This window comes from Hydrogenophaga sp. A37 (genome assembly GCF_002001205.1).
Taxonomy (GTDB): Bacteria; Pseudomonadota; Gammaproteobacteria; order Burkholderiales; family Burkholderiaceae_C; genus Hydrogenophaga.
This window is the reverse complement of sequence record NZ_MUNZ01000180.1, coordinates 40600-56802: the sequence shown is the minus strand read 5'-3', so window position 1 is coordinate 56802 and position 16203 is coordinate 40600. Positions and strand designations below refer to the sequence as shown.

At 60.9% G+C, this 16203-nt stretch carries 13 protein-coding genes and 1 riboswitch; of the genes, 12 read left to right on the top strand and 1 reads right to left on the bottom strand.

Annotated elements, in window-relative coordinates:
• Nucleotides 1-15: 15 nt before the first annotated feature.
• Nucleotides 16-2754: a DUF349 domain-containing protein gene (locus B0E41_RS23895; protein ID WP_077335211.1), complete on the bottom strand. Its 2739-nt coding sequence runs from the start codon at nt 2752-2754 to the stop codon at nt 16-18.
• A 721-nt stretch (nt 2755-3475) separates the two neighbouring features.
• Here B0E41_RS23895 and B0E41_RS23890 point away from each other — a divergent pair.
• From B0E41_RS23890 to ribH, 12 genes are all read left to right on the top strand, one after another.
• The gene (locus tag B0E41_RS23890; RefSeq protein ID WP_077335209.1) at nt 3476-4393 is read left to right on the top strand and encodes a lytic transglycosylase domain-containing protein; all 918 of its coding nucleotides are present in this window, start codon (nt 3476-3478) and stop codon (nt 4391-4393) included.
• 63 nt (nt 4394-4456) lie between these two features.
• Nucleotides 4457-4610: riboswitch (ZMP/ZTP riboswitch) on the top strand.
• Between the two features lie 53 nt (nt 4611-4663).
• On the top strand, nt 4664-5908 hold the full coding sequence (gene glyA / locus B0E41_RS23885; protein ID WP_077335207.1) for a serine hydroxymethyltransferase: 1245 nt from the start codon (nt 4664-4666) through the stop codon (nt 5906-5908).
• Nucleotides 5909-5930: 22 nt separating this feature from the next.
• Nucleotides 5931-6380 (top strand): transcriptional regulator NrdR, encoded by a 450-nt coding sequence (nrdR, locus tag B0E41_RS23880; RefSeq protein ID WP_077335205.1) that lies wholly within the window; start codon nt 5931-5933, stop codon nt 6378-6380.
• Between the two features lie 90 nt (nt 6381-6470).
• Nucleotides 6471-7058, top strand: a complete 588-nt coding sequence (locus tag B0E41_RS23875) for a GspH/FimT family pseudopilin (protein WP_171984860.1) — start codon at nt 6471-6473, stop codon at nt 7056-7058.
• Nucleotides 7055-7675 carry a type IV pilus modification protein PilV gene (pilV, locus tag B0E41_RS23870; protein ID WP_077335201.1) on the top strand — a complete coding sequence of 207 codons (621 nt, stop codon included), beginning with the start codon at nt 7055-7057 and terminating at the stop codon, nt 7673-7675. The genes B0E41_RS23875 and pilV overlap by 4 nt, the downstream gene beginning before the upstream one ends.
• Nucleotides 7672-8757 carry a PilW family protein gene (locus tag B0E41_RS23865; protein WP_171984859.1) on the top strand — a complete coding sequence of 362 codons (1086 nt, stop codon included), beginning with the start codon at nt 7672-7674 and terminating at the stop codon, nt 8755-8757. Before pilV ends, B0E41_RS23865 begins: the two co-directional genes overlap by 4 nt.
• Nucleotides 8758-8763: 6 nt before the next feature.
• Nucleotides 8764-9483, top strand: coding sequence for a PilX N-terminal domain-containing pilus assembly protein (locus B0E41_RS23860; protein ID WP_077335197.1), 720 nt, complete (start codon nt 8764-8766; stop codon nt 9481-9483).
• Between the two features lie 19 nt (nt 9484-9502).
• Nucleotides 9503-13291, top strand: a complete 3789-nt coding sequence (locus B0E41_RS23855; protein WP_077335195.1) for a PilC/PilY family type IV pilus protein — start codon at nt 9503-9505, stop codon at nt 13289-13291.
• 5 nt (nt 13292-13296) lie between these two features.
• The gene (locus B0E41_RS23850; protein ID WP_171984858.1) at nt 13297-13779 is read left to right on the top strand and encodes a type IV pilin protein; all 483 of its coding nucleotides are present in this window, start codon (nt 13297-13299) and stop codon (nt 13777-13779) included.
• Between the two features lie 9 nt (nt 13780-13788).
• Nucleotides 13789-14934: a bifunctional diaminohydroxyphosphoribosylaminopyrimidine deaminase/5-amino-6-(5-phosphoribosylamino)uracil reductase RibD gene (gene ribD, locus B0E41_RS23845; protein WP_077335191.1), complete on the top strand. Its 1146-nt coding sequence runs from the start codon at nt 13789-13791 to the stop codon at nt 14932-14934.
• Nucleotides 14935-15033: 99 nt separating this feature from the next.
• A complete protein-coding gene (locus B0E41_RS23840; protein WP_077335189.1) occupies nt 15034-15666 on the top strand; it encodes a riboflavin synthase in 633 nt (210 codons plus the stop codon).
• Nucleotides 15667-15733: 67 nt separating this feature from the next.
• The gene (gene ribH, locus B0E41_RS23835) at nt 15734-16198 is read left to right on the top strand and encodes a 6,7-dimethyl-8-ribityllumazine synthase (protein WP_077335187.1); all 465 of its coding nucleotides are present in this window, start codon (nt 15734-15736) and stop codon (nt 16196-16198) included.
• Nucleotides 16199-16203 lie beyond the last annotated feature (5 nt).

The following is a 16203-nucleotide window of genomic DNA, read 5'->3' as shown; positions in this document are numbered from 1 at the left end:
AGCACTGTGGGGGCGTTACTTTTTCAACAACACCTTAAGCGTGTTCTGCAGGCGCCGAGCGGCGTTCGCCTCGAAAGGTCCAGCCAACACACGGCCCACGTCTTGCGCCCAGGTTTCGGTCGGCGGCGCGTCGTGGCGGCGCGTCAGAAGTTGCAGCTGCAGCATGCGGCGCGCGTCCAAATGCTCGGCTGGCGTCGGCACCTCGGCCGCCATTTCCAGGCGCAACAAGGCATCGGACGGCACCGCAGCGACCGCTGGAGCCGCCACGCTCTGCGTCCAGGTGCTCCGCGTTCCCGCATTCACACGAGAACCCAAGGCCTGGGCCGCGGGCAATTGGGCCGCGTCGCGCTGCTCCCATGCCGTCATCAGTTGGGTCAGCACCTCGCCGTGAGCCTGGGCAGCAAGCTTGCGCAGCGCGGCCTCAGCGTGTTCGATGGCATTGCGTTGAGCGCGGAAGGCGGCATCACCCAAACGAGGCAAGGCCGGGCCACGCGGTTCGCGATCAAAACGCTCACCACCCCTGCCCTCACGCCCCTCCCCACGCGCACCGAAACCACCCCGCGCATCTCGGCTGTCGCGGCCCGCGGGGCCACGGCGGTCGTCTCGGCCAGCGGGCTCGGTTTTCTTCATGCCTGGGCGATCATCGCCGCGCACGGCCACAATCTTCTTCGGTGGAGCAACGGGTTTGGCAGGCACCACAGCTTCGGCGGTGGTTGCCTCAACTGGCACCGATTCGCCAGCAGCCTCGTCCATCAGTGACTCATCAGCAGATGCTGCGATTGGCTCCGCCGCAACAGCCTTGACGGCGGCCTCGGGTGCCGGCGCAGCAGCCGCAGCCAAAGCCTGCCCCCGCAACGCCGCTTCCAGCGCGGCCATCGCTGCACGGATCTGCGGGGCGTCGCCACTGGCAATGGCGGCATCCACAGCTTGCGAAGCATCCAGCACACTTTGGTCGTGCGCGTTCAGTGCGGTTGCGGCCTTCTCGCGCTCACTGCTCTTGCGGGCGAAGGCCTCGTCGATCGGCTGGCGGAAGGCCTCCCAGAGCTTTTGCTCCTGTTTGCGCTCCAACGGCACAGCATGGGCTTCGGCCTGCCAGCGCTGCTGCAGTGCCTTGACGGCATCGATTCGCAACTGCGGCGCAGCGCCCATGGTGGCGGCCTCTTCGATCAGTGCACGGCGCCGTGCGACGCTCTGCGCTTGTGCAGCTTCCAGCCCAGCGTGCGCCGTGTGCATGGCGCCTTTCCAGAGCGGCTGCATCTCGGCGAACGCCTTCTCGCTTAGGTGGCCGGCTTCTCGCCAGCGCTCCGAGAACGCATGCAACTCACGCACCTGGGCCTTCCAGTCGGTGTTGTCCGTATGAGCGTCGGTCCAAGCCTTGAGTTCTTCGATGATGGCCAGGCGCTGCGCCCTGTGCGCGTCGGCCTGCTGGCGCACCTGGATGAGCCAAATCTCGACCACTTTGTGAGCCTCGGAGCAGGCTTCGTCAAACCGTTTCCACAGCGCGTGATTGGCTTGGCCACCTTGGTCGGTGGTTTTCCATTGGTCGCGCAGGCTGCGCAGGGTCTCCTGCATCTTGCGCCCGCCGATGCGCTGGCCTTCGGGTGCCTGCAGCAAGGCTTCGGCTTTTTTCACCAGTTCCTCGCGCAGCTGGTCGGCGCGCCAGCGCTGCCAGTCCTCCAGATCGCCGGCCTGCGTGAGCGCGGCGTGGGCACGGGCTTCAAGTTCAGGGCCGATCAGGCGGCTGTGCGACTTGAGCACCGCACGCACATCGGCTGCGGCCTTGGGCGTGGCCTTGCCATGCCCTTCGGCGAGCTCGCGTTCCAGCACGCCCAGGGCGCGATCAAGTTCGGCCAGCACCTTGGCACGGCGCTCCTGAGCGGCCTGCGCATCGTGCGCGGCCTTTTCGGCCGGAACCGCAGCCGCCTCGCCCCTCGCCAAACGCAACTCGTCGGCCCACACAGGCACCGCAGGCAGCGGAGCCTTGGCATCGGCGTCGGCCGCCACGGCCTGGGCCAGTGCGGCTTCAAAGGCGTCCCACACCAGTTGGAGCTGGTTGCGCGAGGCGTCGAGCATGGGCGGAAACTTGGGTTCGACGCTGGGCCACTGGGCATCGTCGGCCAGACCGCTGGCCTGGCGCTGCCACTCCACCACATCGGCCTGCAAGGACGGCGCGCTCGCCAGGGCTTCACGCCATGGCTTTGTGGACAGCACTTCAATGCGCTGCGCCATCAACACCGCAGATTCACGCTCAACTTGTACCCGGTGCTGCAGATCTTCAATCGCTTTGACCCGCTCGGCGAGCGAGACCTTGAGCCCTGCCAGGGGCTCACGTGACAGCGGCGCACCCGCCCTTGCAGCGTCTCGCTGCCAGGCCATGGCATCGGCGAGATTCAGGCGGGGCTGCGCGATCAGGCTCTCGGCCTTCTGAGCCCATTCCACCGCGATGTGCTCCTGCGCCTTCTGACGCTTGTATTCATCCAGTTTCTCTTTCAGGGGCTTGGCGGCGCCCCGATCTCGCTGCGACAGCTCTTTGAACACCTCGTTCATCTGCTCCAACCCTGGCTCGGTGACCAGCCACTCACGGATGCGGGCAGCCCGCTCACCGGATGTGGGCGCCGAGAAAGCCCCGCCCGTCACCGCATCAAGGGGGTGTGGTTGAGAGGAAGAAGCACTTTTTGAGGAGACAGACGTGTTCACAGCAGGGGCGGGAGTATTGGACTGAACAGGGTTCTTGCGCAGAGAGAACAGCGACATACAGGTGGTTCGAAAAGAGAGGATGTGTCAGCACCGGGCCGGTGTCATGGACAAACCACTCTATTGTCGCTGGTGTTGCCAGGAACGCCCTTTCCGCCCGCGCACCCCCAAAAAGAAACCCCGGCGGGCAGGGCCCTCCGGGGTTGACGGCGGGCAATTTGCACTTGCCGTCGGTTTTGGCGGAGGGAGTTGGATGTCTCTCCAGCCTGGAAGCAAGAGATTGCTCCCGTTGGGGGCCAGTGAGCGGCTGCACCGCGTTGCTGGCTGAATGCCGGTCGTGATGACCGACAACCGCAGACTACGCTCGAATCCCTTGAACATCAAGCCTTCACCCTGGTCGTTACATTGGGTTGCGCCCACTGACAGAGAACATCCCTCAATACATCTGAACCCAGAGGAAACTTCAACCTCCACCCGATCAACGGTTCGATCCTGCCCTCGCCCGGCAAAGCCCAGCCTGACTAACGACCCTGCTAGAAAACTGCGACCGGACAGTCAACAACCCCTCCATATAACCAATTATTGTTTTAAACACCGTTTAAAACATTGACTTGGCATTAACCTGCACCTACCATTCGCTCCGCTTACCCATCCAGGGTAAACCCGCATCGCCATTGAATCCGTTTCAACCGACCGCGCGCCCCAAGGGTGCGTCGCCGATGGCGCCCCACCCAGTTGCCCCACCTCACACGGTCGGCGCAGCCTTGCAAGGAGCGAAAGCATGACAACGCAAACCTTATGGCCCTCCAAGAGCAACTCAGTTGCCACGGCCACCACCCTCCGCACCGCGCTCTCCGACATGTACCGCGGTTTTGTGGAGTTCACCCACAACGGCATGGCGCTCCTTGGCTGCGCGCTGGCCATCGCCGCCATTGCCTTGGCCGCACGCGGCGATCTACGCGACAGCGTCGAGCAAAAGGCCCTGGGCTGGTTGCTTCAGCGTCAGGACATGGGCATTCCAGTTGATCCGGTGGCGGCAGCCGAGCCGGAGTTGGTAGAGCGCGTCACGGCGGTCACCCCCAATCAGCTGCCGAAACAGCAGGCCAACGTGGCTCAGTGGCTCAGCCGAAAGTACCGGGTGGCCCCCGAACCCTTGAGCACCTTGGTGGCTGAAGCCTTCACCGTCGGTGAAAAGGTTCACATGGACCCCACGCTCATCCTCGCCGTGATGGCAATTGAGTCACGCTTCAATCCCTACGCCCAGAGTCCTGTGGGCGCTCAGGGGCTGATGCAGGTGTTGACCCGTGTGCACTCAGATAAATACGAAGATTTTGGCGGCCAGATGGCGGCGTTCGATCCCCTCTCGAACTTGCGCGTGGGTGTCAAAGTCTTGCAGGAGTGCATCAAGCGGGCCGGCTCCATTGAAGGTGGCCTGCGCTTGTACGTCGGCGCGGTGACCACAGACGGCAGTGACTACATCAACAAAGTGATGGCAGAACACCTGCGGATCCAGAGCGTGGCCCTGGGCAAACCCATGCCCACCACGTTTCCCATCTACTCGGCCATGCCTGTGCCGGCACCCGTCGAGCCCGAGCTTGCCCACCCCACACAAACCGGGTTCTTGGAAACAGCGCCAACAGAGAGGAACGTTGTTCATCCACAAACACCCGCTGTGGAGAACGACCTGTCCAGCTCCTGATTGCTTGGCAGCCCCCAAAGTCTCGGGGCCGGCGTGCAGTGCAAGGTGCCTCTCGGATAAACTCTCCCTGTACGCAACTGGCGATAGGCACATTCCAACATTGGAAGCAACGTGCTGACGTGGCCCCCCTGCCCTGCGACATCGCGGCGGCCGGGACAACCACTGGGAAGCGTACCGCCCATCGAAGGGCGTTCAGCCGTTCGCCTGGGCAGCCCCCATCCACCGGAACCGCCGGGCCATGGGGATCCACGTTACCCAAGACTGCCACCCATGTACGACCGCAACATCCTCATCGAGCAAACCGATCCCGAGCTGTTCAAGGCCATCCAGCTGGAAAACGCGCGCCAGGAACACCACATCGAGCTGATCGCCAGCGAAAACTACGCTTCGCCAGCCGTCATGGCCGCTCAAGGCACCCAACTCACCAACAAATACGCCGAAGGCTACCCGGGCAAACGTTACTACGGTGGCTGCGAGTACGTGGACGTGGCCGAGCAACTCGCCATCGACCGGGTCAAACAGATCTTTGGCGCTGACGCGGCCAACGTGCAGCCGCATTGCGGCGCATCGGCCAATGAGGCTGTGTTCCTGGCCTTTCTGAAGCCCGGCGACACCATCATGGGCATGAGCCTGGCCGAAGGTGGTCACCTTACCCACGGCATGGCGCTCAACATGAGCGGCAAGTGGTTCAATGTGGTCTCCTACGGTCTCAACGACAAGGAAGAGATCGACTACGAAGCCATGGAGCGCAAGGCCCAAGAGACCAAGCCCAAGCTCATCATCGCTGGCGCCTCGGCCTACAGCCTGCGCATCGACTTCGAGCGCTTCGCTAAAGTGGCCAAAGACGTGGGCGCCATCTTCATGGTGGACATGGCTCACTACGCCGGCCTGATCGCCGCTGGCGTCTACCCCAATCCGGTACCTCACGCCGACGTGGTCACCTCTACCACCCACAAGAGCCTGCGCGGCCCGCGCGGCGGCATCATTTTGATGAAGGCCGAACACGAGAAGGCCATCAACAGCGCGATCTTCCCCGGCCTGCAGGGAGGCCCACTGATGCATGTGATCGCCGCCAAGGCCGTCGCCTTCAAGGAAGCGCTGCAGCCCGACTTCAAGGTCTATCAAGAACAGGTGCTGACCAATGCGCGCATCGTCGCTGAAACCCTGGTTTCCCGTGGCTTGCGCATTGTCAGCGGCCGCACCGAGAGCCACGTCATGCTGGTCGATCTGCGCGCCAAAGGCATCACCGGCAAGGAAGCCGAAGCCGTGCTGGGCAGCGCCCACATGACGATCAACAAAAACGCCATCCCGAACGACCCTGAAAAGCCGATGGTCACCAGCGGCGTGCGCATCGGCACCCCCGCGATGACCACCCGCGGCTTCAAGGACGAAGAAGCCCGCCTCACCGCCAACCTGATCGCCGACGTGCTCGACAACCCGCGCGACCCGGCGAACATCGAGGCCGTGCGCGCCAAGGTGAACACGCTGACCGCCCGCTTCCCGGTCTACAAGTGATACCGGCTGGCCACGCTGCGCGATGAAATGCCCCTTCTGCGGCCACCTGGAAACCCAGGTCGTTGAGACCCGGGTTTCCGAAGACGCGGACTTCATCCGCCGCCGTCGCCAGTGCGGCCATTGCGAGAAGCGCTTCACCACCTACGAGCGGCCGGAAGTCAGCTTTCCGGCCGTGGTGAAGAAAGATGGCCGGCGCGTCGATTACGTGCCGGCCAAGTTACGCGCATCCTTTGCGCTGGCGCTGCGCAAGCGCCCCGTGAGCACCGAACAGGTGGATGCCGCCATCGAGCGCATCGAAGAAAAGCTGCTGAACCTCGGCGTCAGGGAGATACCCGCCGCCCGTTTGGGCGAAATGGTCATGCGCGAACTCAAGAAGCTCGACAAAGTGGCCTACATCCGGTTCGCCAGTGTTTACCGCAGCTTTGAAGACATTGATGAATTCCGGGCGCTGGTGGACGAAGTGCGACGCTGAATTCAGTCGAGCTTGTGGGATGCGCAGATCTGACAAGAGTACTTTTTGCCGCTTGTCGTATCTTTCCCAACCTTCATCGGAAGCATGCCAATGCTCTCGATTAAGACGATGCACACTCTTGTCATGTCGTCGAAATCCATGCACCCCAAAACCTCGCCGAGAGCACGCCAGGCTGGCTTCACGCTGATTGAGCTGATGGTCGTGGTTGCGCTCGTGGCAATTCTCGCGATGCTGGCAACGCCAAGTTGGACAGAAATGCGCATCCGCAACGCCTTGCGTTCATCGGTCAACGATTTCACCTCTTCACTTCAATTTGCAAGGTCGGAAGCCGTTCGTCTGAACAATCCCGTCACGATCTGCCCCAGCTCGGACGGTGTCAACTGCACCAACACTGGCTACAACTTGGGTTGGATCGTTCGAACCGGACCTCAAGCCAATGCTGCGGGACAAATCATTTTGCAAGACACGCTGCCAAACGCGTTGTTCCGGCTTGACGCAACCACGGCAGCCACACGCATCTTTACCTTTTTGCCAAACGGCCTTCCCGCCAGCAATTTCGCTGGTGCGACGATCCAAGCATGCCCAACTGACACCCATTTTGCAGCCATGACCCGGGCCATCACCATCAATCGGGCAGGAAGAATTACCCTTTCCACTCCAGGTAGTTGCTCAATATGAAGAAGACCCGGATTTCAGGCAGGCAATATCCCACTGCAGAGTCAGGGGCGATGCTGATCGAGGTGCTGATCACCATGTTTGTTGTGGCGATCGGCTTGCTTGGCGCCGCAGGGCTTCAACTCGCATCCACCCGTTTCCAGCAAACGTCATCCGCGCGAACTGAAGCGCTGCTCCAAGCCGATTTCATCATTGAAAAAATGCGGGTCAACAGTTCCATTTTGACCCGCACCAACCTCGCAGCCGCCACCATCACTCCTGAATCGGGGTATTTGGCCGCAGATGACTACGACAACGCGGATGACCTGCCTGCAAATCCAGGGTGTGGATTGAGCGGGCAACTTGTTTGCACCGCGGCCCAGGCAGCCCAACGTGATCTCCGCGAGTGGCGCGAGTCCTTGGCGCGCTCATTACCAGGAGGTCGGGGGTCCCTGTTCCCAGTGACAGACGGCGCTGCGGCGACCGAGGCAAACGCAAGACGTGTTGTCGTGATGTGGAGAGAGAAGGCGCAACTCGAAACAGACACACAGGCCAATTTGAACGTGGATCCCACCGATCCCTCTTGTCCTCCCCCTTTGGTGGATGGGGTTCGATGCCTCAATCTGTGGGTGACACCATGAACAATATTTCACGGCGCTCGCTTCAATCAGGCACTTCTCTGATTGAAGTCATGGTCAGCCTGGCAATCGGATTGATCATTCTCACTGCGATTGGAACGGTGTATGTCAATTCAAACAATTCACTTCGTCAACGCGAAGATCAGGCGCAACTGAACGATCCCGCGCGGATTGTGATGCGCCTTCTCCGGCAAAATTTGATGCAGGCCGGCTATGTTGATCTATTTGACTTGGATCTGGCGGGCAACCCACAGGCCGAATCATTGTTTGACGCGAAGAAAGTTTCTCTGTCAAACATTTATGTCAGGGATCCCGCCATTGGCACCATTGCCACACCCATCTCTCGTTTTTATGCTGGGTTGACACCTGTGTATGGTTGTGATGGTGCCATGAACAACACGCCTCAAGGCATCACATCAGCGGCTCCGCCACTTGTGCAAAGCTGTGGCGCGGCCAATGCCACACAGCACACGTTGCGCGTCGCATACCAAGGTGTTCCCATCACTGCGGCCAACGCAACCAACAGCCTGCTCCCCGCCGACACCAACACTGGCGATGGACTGGATTGCCTCCAGCAGGCCCCAGCAACACCCGGTTCCGCCGACGCAGGAACCACGGATGGCGACAGCTTGGTCATCAATCAATTCTCGGTGCGAGTGACAGGTGGAGTGTCCCAGTTGGGCTGCAGAGGATCCGGAGGCGCAGCTATTCAAGACATTGCCTCCGGCGTTGAAGAATTCATCCTTAGGTATCAGATGGCGGCTCCTGGACTTGCAGCCAACGAGGCGGCCGCTGGGGGCGCTCAATCGCAGTACATCAACGCCGCCCTGGTGTCAGCCAGCACCCAAGGGTGGGCGGGTGTGACGGCGGTTGAGATTTGCATCGTTTCTGCGACCGATCAAGTGAACCGGGGGCCGGCTGCGCAAGGCACCACCGTGCTTCAACCCACACGACCCACCTGCCAAAGAGACGGGGTAGGAGCCTTCTTGCCCAACATCGACCGGGTCGCGGGCGACACCCGTCTCTGGAAGCGCTTCACGTCCGTTGTCTCTCTCCGCAATGCGGTGTTTGCCACTCCGCTCTAGTTCGCCATGAACCACTCCCACCAACAAAAAGGGTTCGTGCTGGTCACGGCCTTGATTTTTCTTATCGTGTTGTCATCGCTTGGCGTCATGGCGCTGCGCGGATCCTTGTTTGAAGAGCGCATGTCCGCCAACGACAGAGACAGGGCGCTCGCCCGGGAATACGCCGAGATGGCGTTGCGTGATGCAGAGCGAGACGTTTTGGGTCTGCGATTTGACGGCCAACTTTGTGCGCTCGTCGCATGCAATCCGCTCCGACCCGATGGGACTCGTCCAAAAACAACGTCTGAAGCCGCTAATTTCTGGAATACAGATACAGCGACCAATCCAGAAGTAGCCTTTGCAGATGGGGGGCGGGGCCAAACCACTCCCTTTCAAGGCGTTTTCACATACAACGCTTCCACTGAATGCGGGCAACCCGTTTGGACCGGTGCTGATTGGCTGGACAATGCGGCGCCCGCCCGTGCGTGTGCGGGCACGATTGCGGCAGCCGTTCCCACAGTGGCATACGGCCAATTCACCGAAGCTCCATTCGTTGGACCGGATGGCAACGCCCCTCAAGGCGTGACGCCTCCTCGCTACCTGATTGAAGTCTTCCCCGCACCCAGCTTGTTGCAATCGAAAAGTCAAAAGGTGTTTTTCCGCATCACGGCCGTGGGATTTGGCCGCACATCCGGGCCCAACGGTCGAACTTCGGTCACGCTGCAGTCCATTTTTTCACCTGCATGACGTCTACACAGAGCACATCATGAACACCTCAGTCTTGCACCGCTCCAGCATCGCCTTGCTGACCTTGTTAATGGTCACGGCTGCGTCCGCCTTCACGCCCAGCACCCAACCGCCACAGAGCACCGCGGTTCCGGGCAATGTGATGCTGGCATTGTCGGTTGAGCATCCCACTGGTCTTCAGGTGTCGTACAGAAATCAAGACTACGTGGCATTGCAAAGTTATGACGGCTACTTCGACAACCGAAAGTGCTACACATACTCAACAGCCAATGAAGTGTTCAACCCTGCGAGTGCGGCGAACGCAGACCGATCCTGCCCGGCGAACACCCAATGGAATGGAAATCTGCTGAATTGGCTGACCATGACCAACCTGGACCAATTCAGGTCGGTCATGACGGGTGGCACGCGTGATGATTTCTCCACCAAGTCGGCCACACACCCTGGCGACAATACCACCCGCACCGTTTTGATCCGGTCTTTCAGTGACCGGAATGAATACAACGATATCAAACGGATCCTGACCACCACACCCGGCGTACCGGCTGCCATGAGGACAGTGAACAGATGGGTTCGGTCTGGGGGGTACGGTTCGAAGTTCGTCATCAACAACCGCAACGACAATTGGGCGAACTGGGATGCCACCGACCAGCGGGACACCTGTGCCAACTCACCGCTCCCTGGCGCTGCCAATACCAGCCAATGCTTCAACATCCGGGTTGAGGCCTGTATCGCTGTCGGTGGCGTGGCGAGGGAAGCCAACTGCCAGGCCAGATACACGGGTGTTGCCAAGCCCGAGGGGCTGATCCAGGAATACGCCAATGCCTTGCGCTTCGGCGCGTTTGGCTATCTCAATCAATCAGGCAATGACCGGAACGGTGGCGTGCTTCGCGCCGCCATGAAGAGTGTCGGCCCTTTGGCGGCCACCCAAACAGGTGTGATTACCAACCCCAATCCCGAGTGGAACAGCACCACCGGTGTCATTTGGGGTGATCCGGATCCTACCGATTCGGCTGCCAACGGTGTAACCAACTCAGGCTTGATGAATTACCTGAACAAGTTCGGCTACGCAGCAGGCTACAAAGGCAACGACCCAGTCAGTGAACTTTTTTATGCCGCTCAACTATATATGCGCGGATATGCCCTGCCCGCCGAATACACGAACAATCTGACACCTGCGCTCTTGGACGGGTTTCCGGTGATCACGGGCAATACATTGTTGCGCGGCAACAGCCGTGATCCGATGATCAATACCTGCCAGAAGAACTTCATGCTGGCGATCGGTGACATCTACACCCATTGCGATGGCGATCTGCCGGGCTCCACCAATTCCGGCTGTCCCGGGAATTTGCCCGCAGACCCCAATAACCTGAATGTGCAGAATCTCTGGAACATCACGAGAGGCTTGGAAAACATGCCGGATGCACGGGATGGATCCGGCGTCAACGGCTGGGCAGGTGGCGCTGGAACACCGACACCATATGTTGCTGGCCTCGCCCATTGGGCCAACACCAACGACATCCGCAGCGATTTGGCCGGTGACCAACGTATTTCCACCTATTTTGTGGACGTGCTCGAAAACGGCAACGGAGTAGGCGGTATGCCGAATGCGGGTACTTTGCGTTCACAGTATTGGCTGGCCGCCAAATACGGTGGCTTTGATACGACAGCTGTAGCCGGCAACAATCCCAATACGGCCGCTGCATCGTGGGATGCGAACGCAGACGGCGTGCCCGACACATGGTTTGCGGGCAGCACACCCTCCCTGATGCGGGCCGGGCTGTCTGCTGCGTTTGCAGACATTGCCACCAGATCCAGCGTCAACTCCGCATCGAGCGCGGCAGTGAGCTCCAGCCGTCAGACATCGGACAGCCAGATTCTTTACGCCGGCTACAACCCTCAAAACTGGAGTGGCACGCTGCGGGCTTGTGGTACTGCACAAACAGCCAGACAGTGCACAGACAACCCAGCATGGGAGGCATCAAGCTGGTTCAAAACCACTGCGCCCACGCTGCAGACCACTCCGTTGACCGCCACCACAAGAAAGATATTCACCTCCTGGCGCACCTCCGCCAGCTTTTCGAAGATGGCGTTTCAGTGGAACGATCTGAACACAGCCCAGCAGGCAGCGCTGCAACCCAGCGACACCTTGGGTCAAGACCGCGTCAACTACCTCAGGGGTGATCGGACCAATGAAAATGCCGGTGTTTTCCGCCGGCGCCACGAAAAGCTGCTGGGAGACATCGTCAACTCGGGTGTTAACTACGTTTCCGGCCCCGGGCCTGCGTTGTTCGGTGCGACATTCAACGGCCACGCTGCCTATCGGCTGACCAACAAGGACCGCCCGCCGGTTGTTTATGTGGGAAGCAATGATGGAATGCTCCATGCATTTTCGGGAACCAATGGCAAGGAACTGTTTGGCTACATTCCCAGCTCGGTGTATGCCAACCTGTCAGGCCTGTCCAACCTCAATTTTCAGCACAAATTTTTTGTCGACAGCACGCCCATGACCGGCGACTTCCAGAAAACAGCAAGCACATGGGGCACCATGCTCGTGGGCGGTCTCGGCGCTGGTGGCAGGGGGTTCTATGCACTGGACATTACCGATCAAGAGGACTTTGCAACTTTGACAGAGGCCGCGTTGAGCGCGATTCCGATGTGGGAATTCACGCCAGCCCAAGACGCTGATCTGGGGTACACCTTCAACGAACCTTCGGTAGACCCGGTCTCTGGTGCCTATCAGCAAATCGCCAAAGTGGCCGACGCAACCGTGCCGGGCGGCGTGTGGCGGGTGATCGTGGGCAATGGCTTTGGGGCGACCACTGGTGACGCCGTTCTGTTCATGCTGAACGCCGTGACGGGAGCGAGCGACATTAAACTGCAAGCCGCCAACGGCACCGACAACGGACTTGCCACGCCAACGCCTGTGGACACGGATCGGGATGGCTTGATCGACACGGTGTACGCCGGAGACCTCGAAGGCAACCTGCACAAGTTCCAGTTTTCCAAGTTGCAGGGTGGTGCCTACGTGGTCGCGGACCCTGCCGTTGCGGGCGGCGCCTGGCGCTATCTCGGGGTTTTGCTGGCCACCGGTCAACCCATCACCACGGCACCATCCATAGAAAAGGGCGACCAGGGCTGGATTGTTTCGTTCGGCACGGGCAAGTTGAACGAAGACAGTGACTACACCGACAGCACTTCGGTGACCGGCTTCTACAGTCTGGTTGACAACGAACCATCCACCTCTTTGACTGTTCTTCTGAACCAGTTGGAAGTGATTTCGTACAGCACCCAGAATCTTGGCGATGGTCTGATAGGAAGGAACTGGTCCAACCCCGATCTCACCGGTAAAAAGGGATGGCGCATGGCCTTCACTGGCGGTGAGCGGGTGCTGTCCAACTCGACCTTGCCGCCCGACACCGGTACCGTGCTTTTTGCCACGACCAGACCCTCGGGTGACGCGTGCGACCCCACAAACTCAGGATTCATCATGGGTGTGAAGCTGGAAACTGGAGGCGCCAGTACATTGTTGGTGAATGGTCAACTGACAGGCGGTCTGTCGGTGAACTCAACGGGTGTGGTCAAGGTCAGCAATACCTACTCGAACCCAGACAATGACCAGGTGGTGGTGTGCAATCAGGATGGATGCAAGCCCAAAGAACCTGAACCCTGTGACCCGGCGACGGATTCAACCTGCACATGCAGGGACAGCAGCAACAATCCGGTAACCTGCGAAGATCCCACCAACAAGGTCTTGGGCAGTGGTGCACCGAAAGGGCGCTACAACTGGCGTGAGATCCTGACCAAATGAACATGATGAAACATCACCGTCCCCCATCCGCCGCCAGGGGGTTCACACTGATCGAGTTGATGATTGTGGTTGCGGTCATTGGGATTTTGGCTGCTATCGCATTTCCCAGCTACAACGCCTATATATTGCGGAGTCACAGGGCGGAGGCCAAGAACTTCCTGCAGGCGATTGCACAACGCATGGAGCAAAACTACTCACTGTCTGGCAGCTACAACGCCACGCAGGATGGTGTTGCGGTGGGGGCCGCATTCATAGCGGCCACGGGAATGAGCGCAGTTCCGCTTGGCGGTGGCCCAGCGACCCGGTACAACATCAGCTTTGTCCTGGGCCAGCCAACCGCCGGCACATTCACCTTGCAGGCGGTACCAGTGGGAGCACAAGCGAGTGACACTTGCGGGACCTTGCTGCTCAACCAGCAAAACCTGAAGGGTGCCAACAACGTGTTGGACAACCGAGCGATGCTGACGATTGACTGCTGGGGTCGCTGAAAGGGCCCCTTGGACGAGACATCTCACCCATGGAATTCGGCGCTTGAAGCGGCAGCTTGCAGTCTTTCCCTGTCCAATCCCAACCCAAGAGTTGGCTGCATTCTCACCACAGCGGAAAGTCGTCACATCGGCACTGGCCACACCCAGCAAGCCGGCGGCCCTCACGCCGAGGTGATGGCCCTGCGAGATGCGCAAACGCGGGGTGAATCCACCGCAGGTGTCACCGCCTACGTCACCTTGGAACCTTGCTCTCACCACGGCCGCACACCGCCGTGCTGCGACGCCCTGATCGCCGCAAAGGTCGCCAAGGTCGTGGTGTCCACGCTCGACCCCAACCCGCTGGTGGCCGGCCAAGGCGTTGCGCGATTGCGGGCGGCGGGCATTGAGGTGGAGGTGCTCGCGGCAGACAGCGCCGCCGCTCGGGCATCGCGCGAACTCAACATCGGCTTCTTCAGCCGCATGGTCCGCAAGACCCCCTGGGTGCGCATGAAGGTCGCGGCATCGCTGGACGGCAGCACAGCGCTGGGCAAGGGCGTCAGCCAGTGGATCACCGGCGAAGCGGCTCGAACCGACGGCCACGCCTGGCGCGCCCGCGCTTGTGCGGTGCTCACCGGCATTGGCACCGTGCTCGAAGACGACCCCATGCTTGACGTGCGGCTGGTGGACACACCACGCCAGCCGCACCTGGTCATCGTGGACAGCCGGCTCGAGACGCCGCTGACCGCACGCCTGTTTCAGGCACCCGCTCACGGTTTGACCCGGAAAATCTTCATCTACTGTGCCGAGCCTGAGCCACGCAAGCAGCAGGCGCTAGAAGCCTTGGGCGCCACCGTGATCGCCCTGCCCAACCCCCAGGGCAAGGTTGATCTGAACGCCATGCTCCACGACCTGGCCAGCCGCGAGGTCAACGAGCTCCACCTGGAGGCCGGTCACAAGCTCAATGGGTCGTGGGTGCGCGAAGGTCTGGTGGACGAGCTGTTGCTGTACCTGGCCCCCACGCTGCTGGGCGTCGGCGGCATGGGCATGGCGGGTTTCGGGCCACTGCAGTCTCTGGACGAAGGCCTTGCACTGGCCTTTCAATCGGTGGACCCGGTGGGCGACGACCTCCGCGTCGTGGCACGGGTGCGCGGGCGAGACGATTTTCTGCGCGCCTGAACCCGTCTGGCGGCCCGTGAAGGCCGCCGCCATTCGTGCTTTTCATCTTTCGTTGGACGGCCCAGAGGAAGCCGGCCCAAACCCTGCGAAAATACGCCGATGTTTACCGGCATCATCACCGGCGTGGGGCGCATCGCCGACCTCCACGCCCAGGGCAGCTCTTTGGACCACGGCAAGCGTCTCTCGATTGAGGCGCCGCCTGGCTACCTGGACGACGTGTCCCTTGGCGACAGCATCGCGCTCAACGGCGCCTGCATGACTGTCACATCCCTGAACCCCGCCGAACGGCGGTTCTCCATCGACATCTCAGCGGAATCGCTCGCGCGCACGGCCGGCCTGTCTGAGCAAGGCCGCCAGGTGAACCTGGAAAAAGCCCTGCGCGCCAACGACCGTCTGGGCGGTCACATCGTGTCGGGCCATGTGGACGGTGTGGGTGAGGTCACCCGGTTCGCCCAGGTGGGCGAAAGCTGGGAACTGCGCGTGTTGGCGCCCGCCTCACTGGGCAAGTACCTCGCCTACAAGGGCTCGATCACCGTCAACGGCGTGAGCCTGACCATCAACAGCTTCGTGGACAGTGCCGCCGGCTGCGAATTCAGCATCAACCTGATTCCCCACACGGTGCAAAACACCTCGCTCGGTCAGTTGACCGATGGCAGCGCCGTCAACCTCGAAATCGACACCGTGGCGCGCTATGTGGAACGCATGCTGGGCACCCCGACCAACGCGGCCTGAAGACGGGCACCAGCCACGCCACCCAACCCTCCCATTCACTCCAACGACCACCGAGAGAGAACCACCCATGTTTGGCGCAGACAAAGGCACCTCCAACCTGCTCGACGGCAAGAAGCTGTCCATTGGCATCGTGCAGGCCCGCTTCAACGAAGGCATCACCAACGCGCTCTTTGATGCCTGCCATGCCGAGCTGCTGGCCCTGGGCGTGCTGGAGAAACACATCACCCACGTCACCGTGCCCGGCGCGCTGGAAGTGCCCATTGCCCTCAAGGCGCTGGCCGAGCGCGACGACTTTGACGCGCTGATCGCGCTGGGCTGCATCATCCGCGGCGAGACCTACCACTTCGAGCTGGTGGCCAACGAGTCCGGGGCCGGCGTCACGCGCGTCTCGCTGGACACCAACACGCCCATCGCCAACGCCATCCTGACCACTGAAAACCTGGAACAGGCCGTGGCCCGCCAGGTGGACAAGGGGCGCGACGCGGCCCGCGTGGCCATCGAGATGGCCCACCTGCTCGACGACATCGCATGAACATG

Coding starts and splice junctions, on each gene's coding strand:
- B0E41_RS23895 (WP_077335211.1), bottom strand. CDS start 2,754: ATGTCGCTGTTCTCTCTGCGCAAGAACCCTGTTCAGTCCAATACTCCC.
- B0E41_RS23890 (WP_077335209.1), top strand. CDS start 3,476: ATGACAACGCAAACCTTATGGCCCTCCAAGAGCAACTCAGTTGCCACG.
- glyA (WP_077335207.1), top strand. CDS start 4,664: ATGTACGACCGCAACATCCTCATCGAGCAAACCGATCCCGAGCTGTTC.
- nrdR (WP_077335205.1), top strand. CDS start 5,931: ATGAAATGCCCCTTCTGCGGCCACCTGGAAACCCAGGTCGTTGAGACC.
- B0E41_RS23875 (WP_171984860.1), top strand. CDS start 6,471: ATGCTCTCGATTAAGACGATGCACACTCTTGTCATGTCGTCGAAATCC.
- pilV (WP_077335201.1), top strand. CDS start 7,055: ATGAAGAAGACCCGGATTTCAGGCAGGCAATATCCCACTGCAGAGTCA.
- B0E41_RS23865 (WP_171984859.1), top strand. CDS start 7,672: ATGAACAATATTTCACGGCGCTCGCTTCAATCAGGCACTTCTCTGATT.
- B0E41_RS23860 (WP_077335197.1), top strand. CDS start 8,764: ATGAACCACTCCCACCAACAAAAAGGGTTCGTGCTGGTCACGGCCTTG.
- B0E41_RS23855 (WP_077335195.1), top strand. CDS start 9,503: ATGAACACCTCAGTCTTGCACCGCTCCAGCATCGCCTTGCTGACCTTG.
- B0E41_RS23850 (WP_171984858.1), top strand. CDS start 13,297: ATGAAACATCACCGTCCCCCATCCGCCGCCAGGGGGTTCACACTGATC.
- B0E41_RS23840 (WP_077335189.1), top strand. CDS start 15,034: ATGTTTACCGGCATCATCACCGGCGTGGGGCGCATCGCCGACCTCCAC.
- ribH (WP_077335187.1), top strand. CDS start 15,734: ATGTTTGGCGCAGACAAAGGCACCTCCAACCTGCTCGACGGCAAGAAG.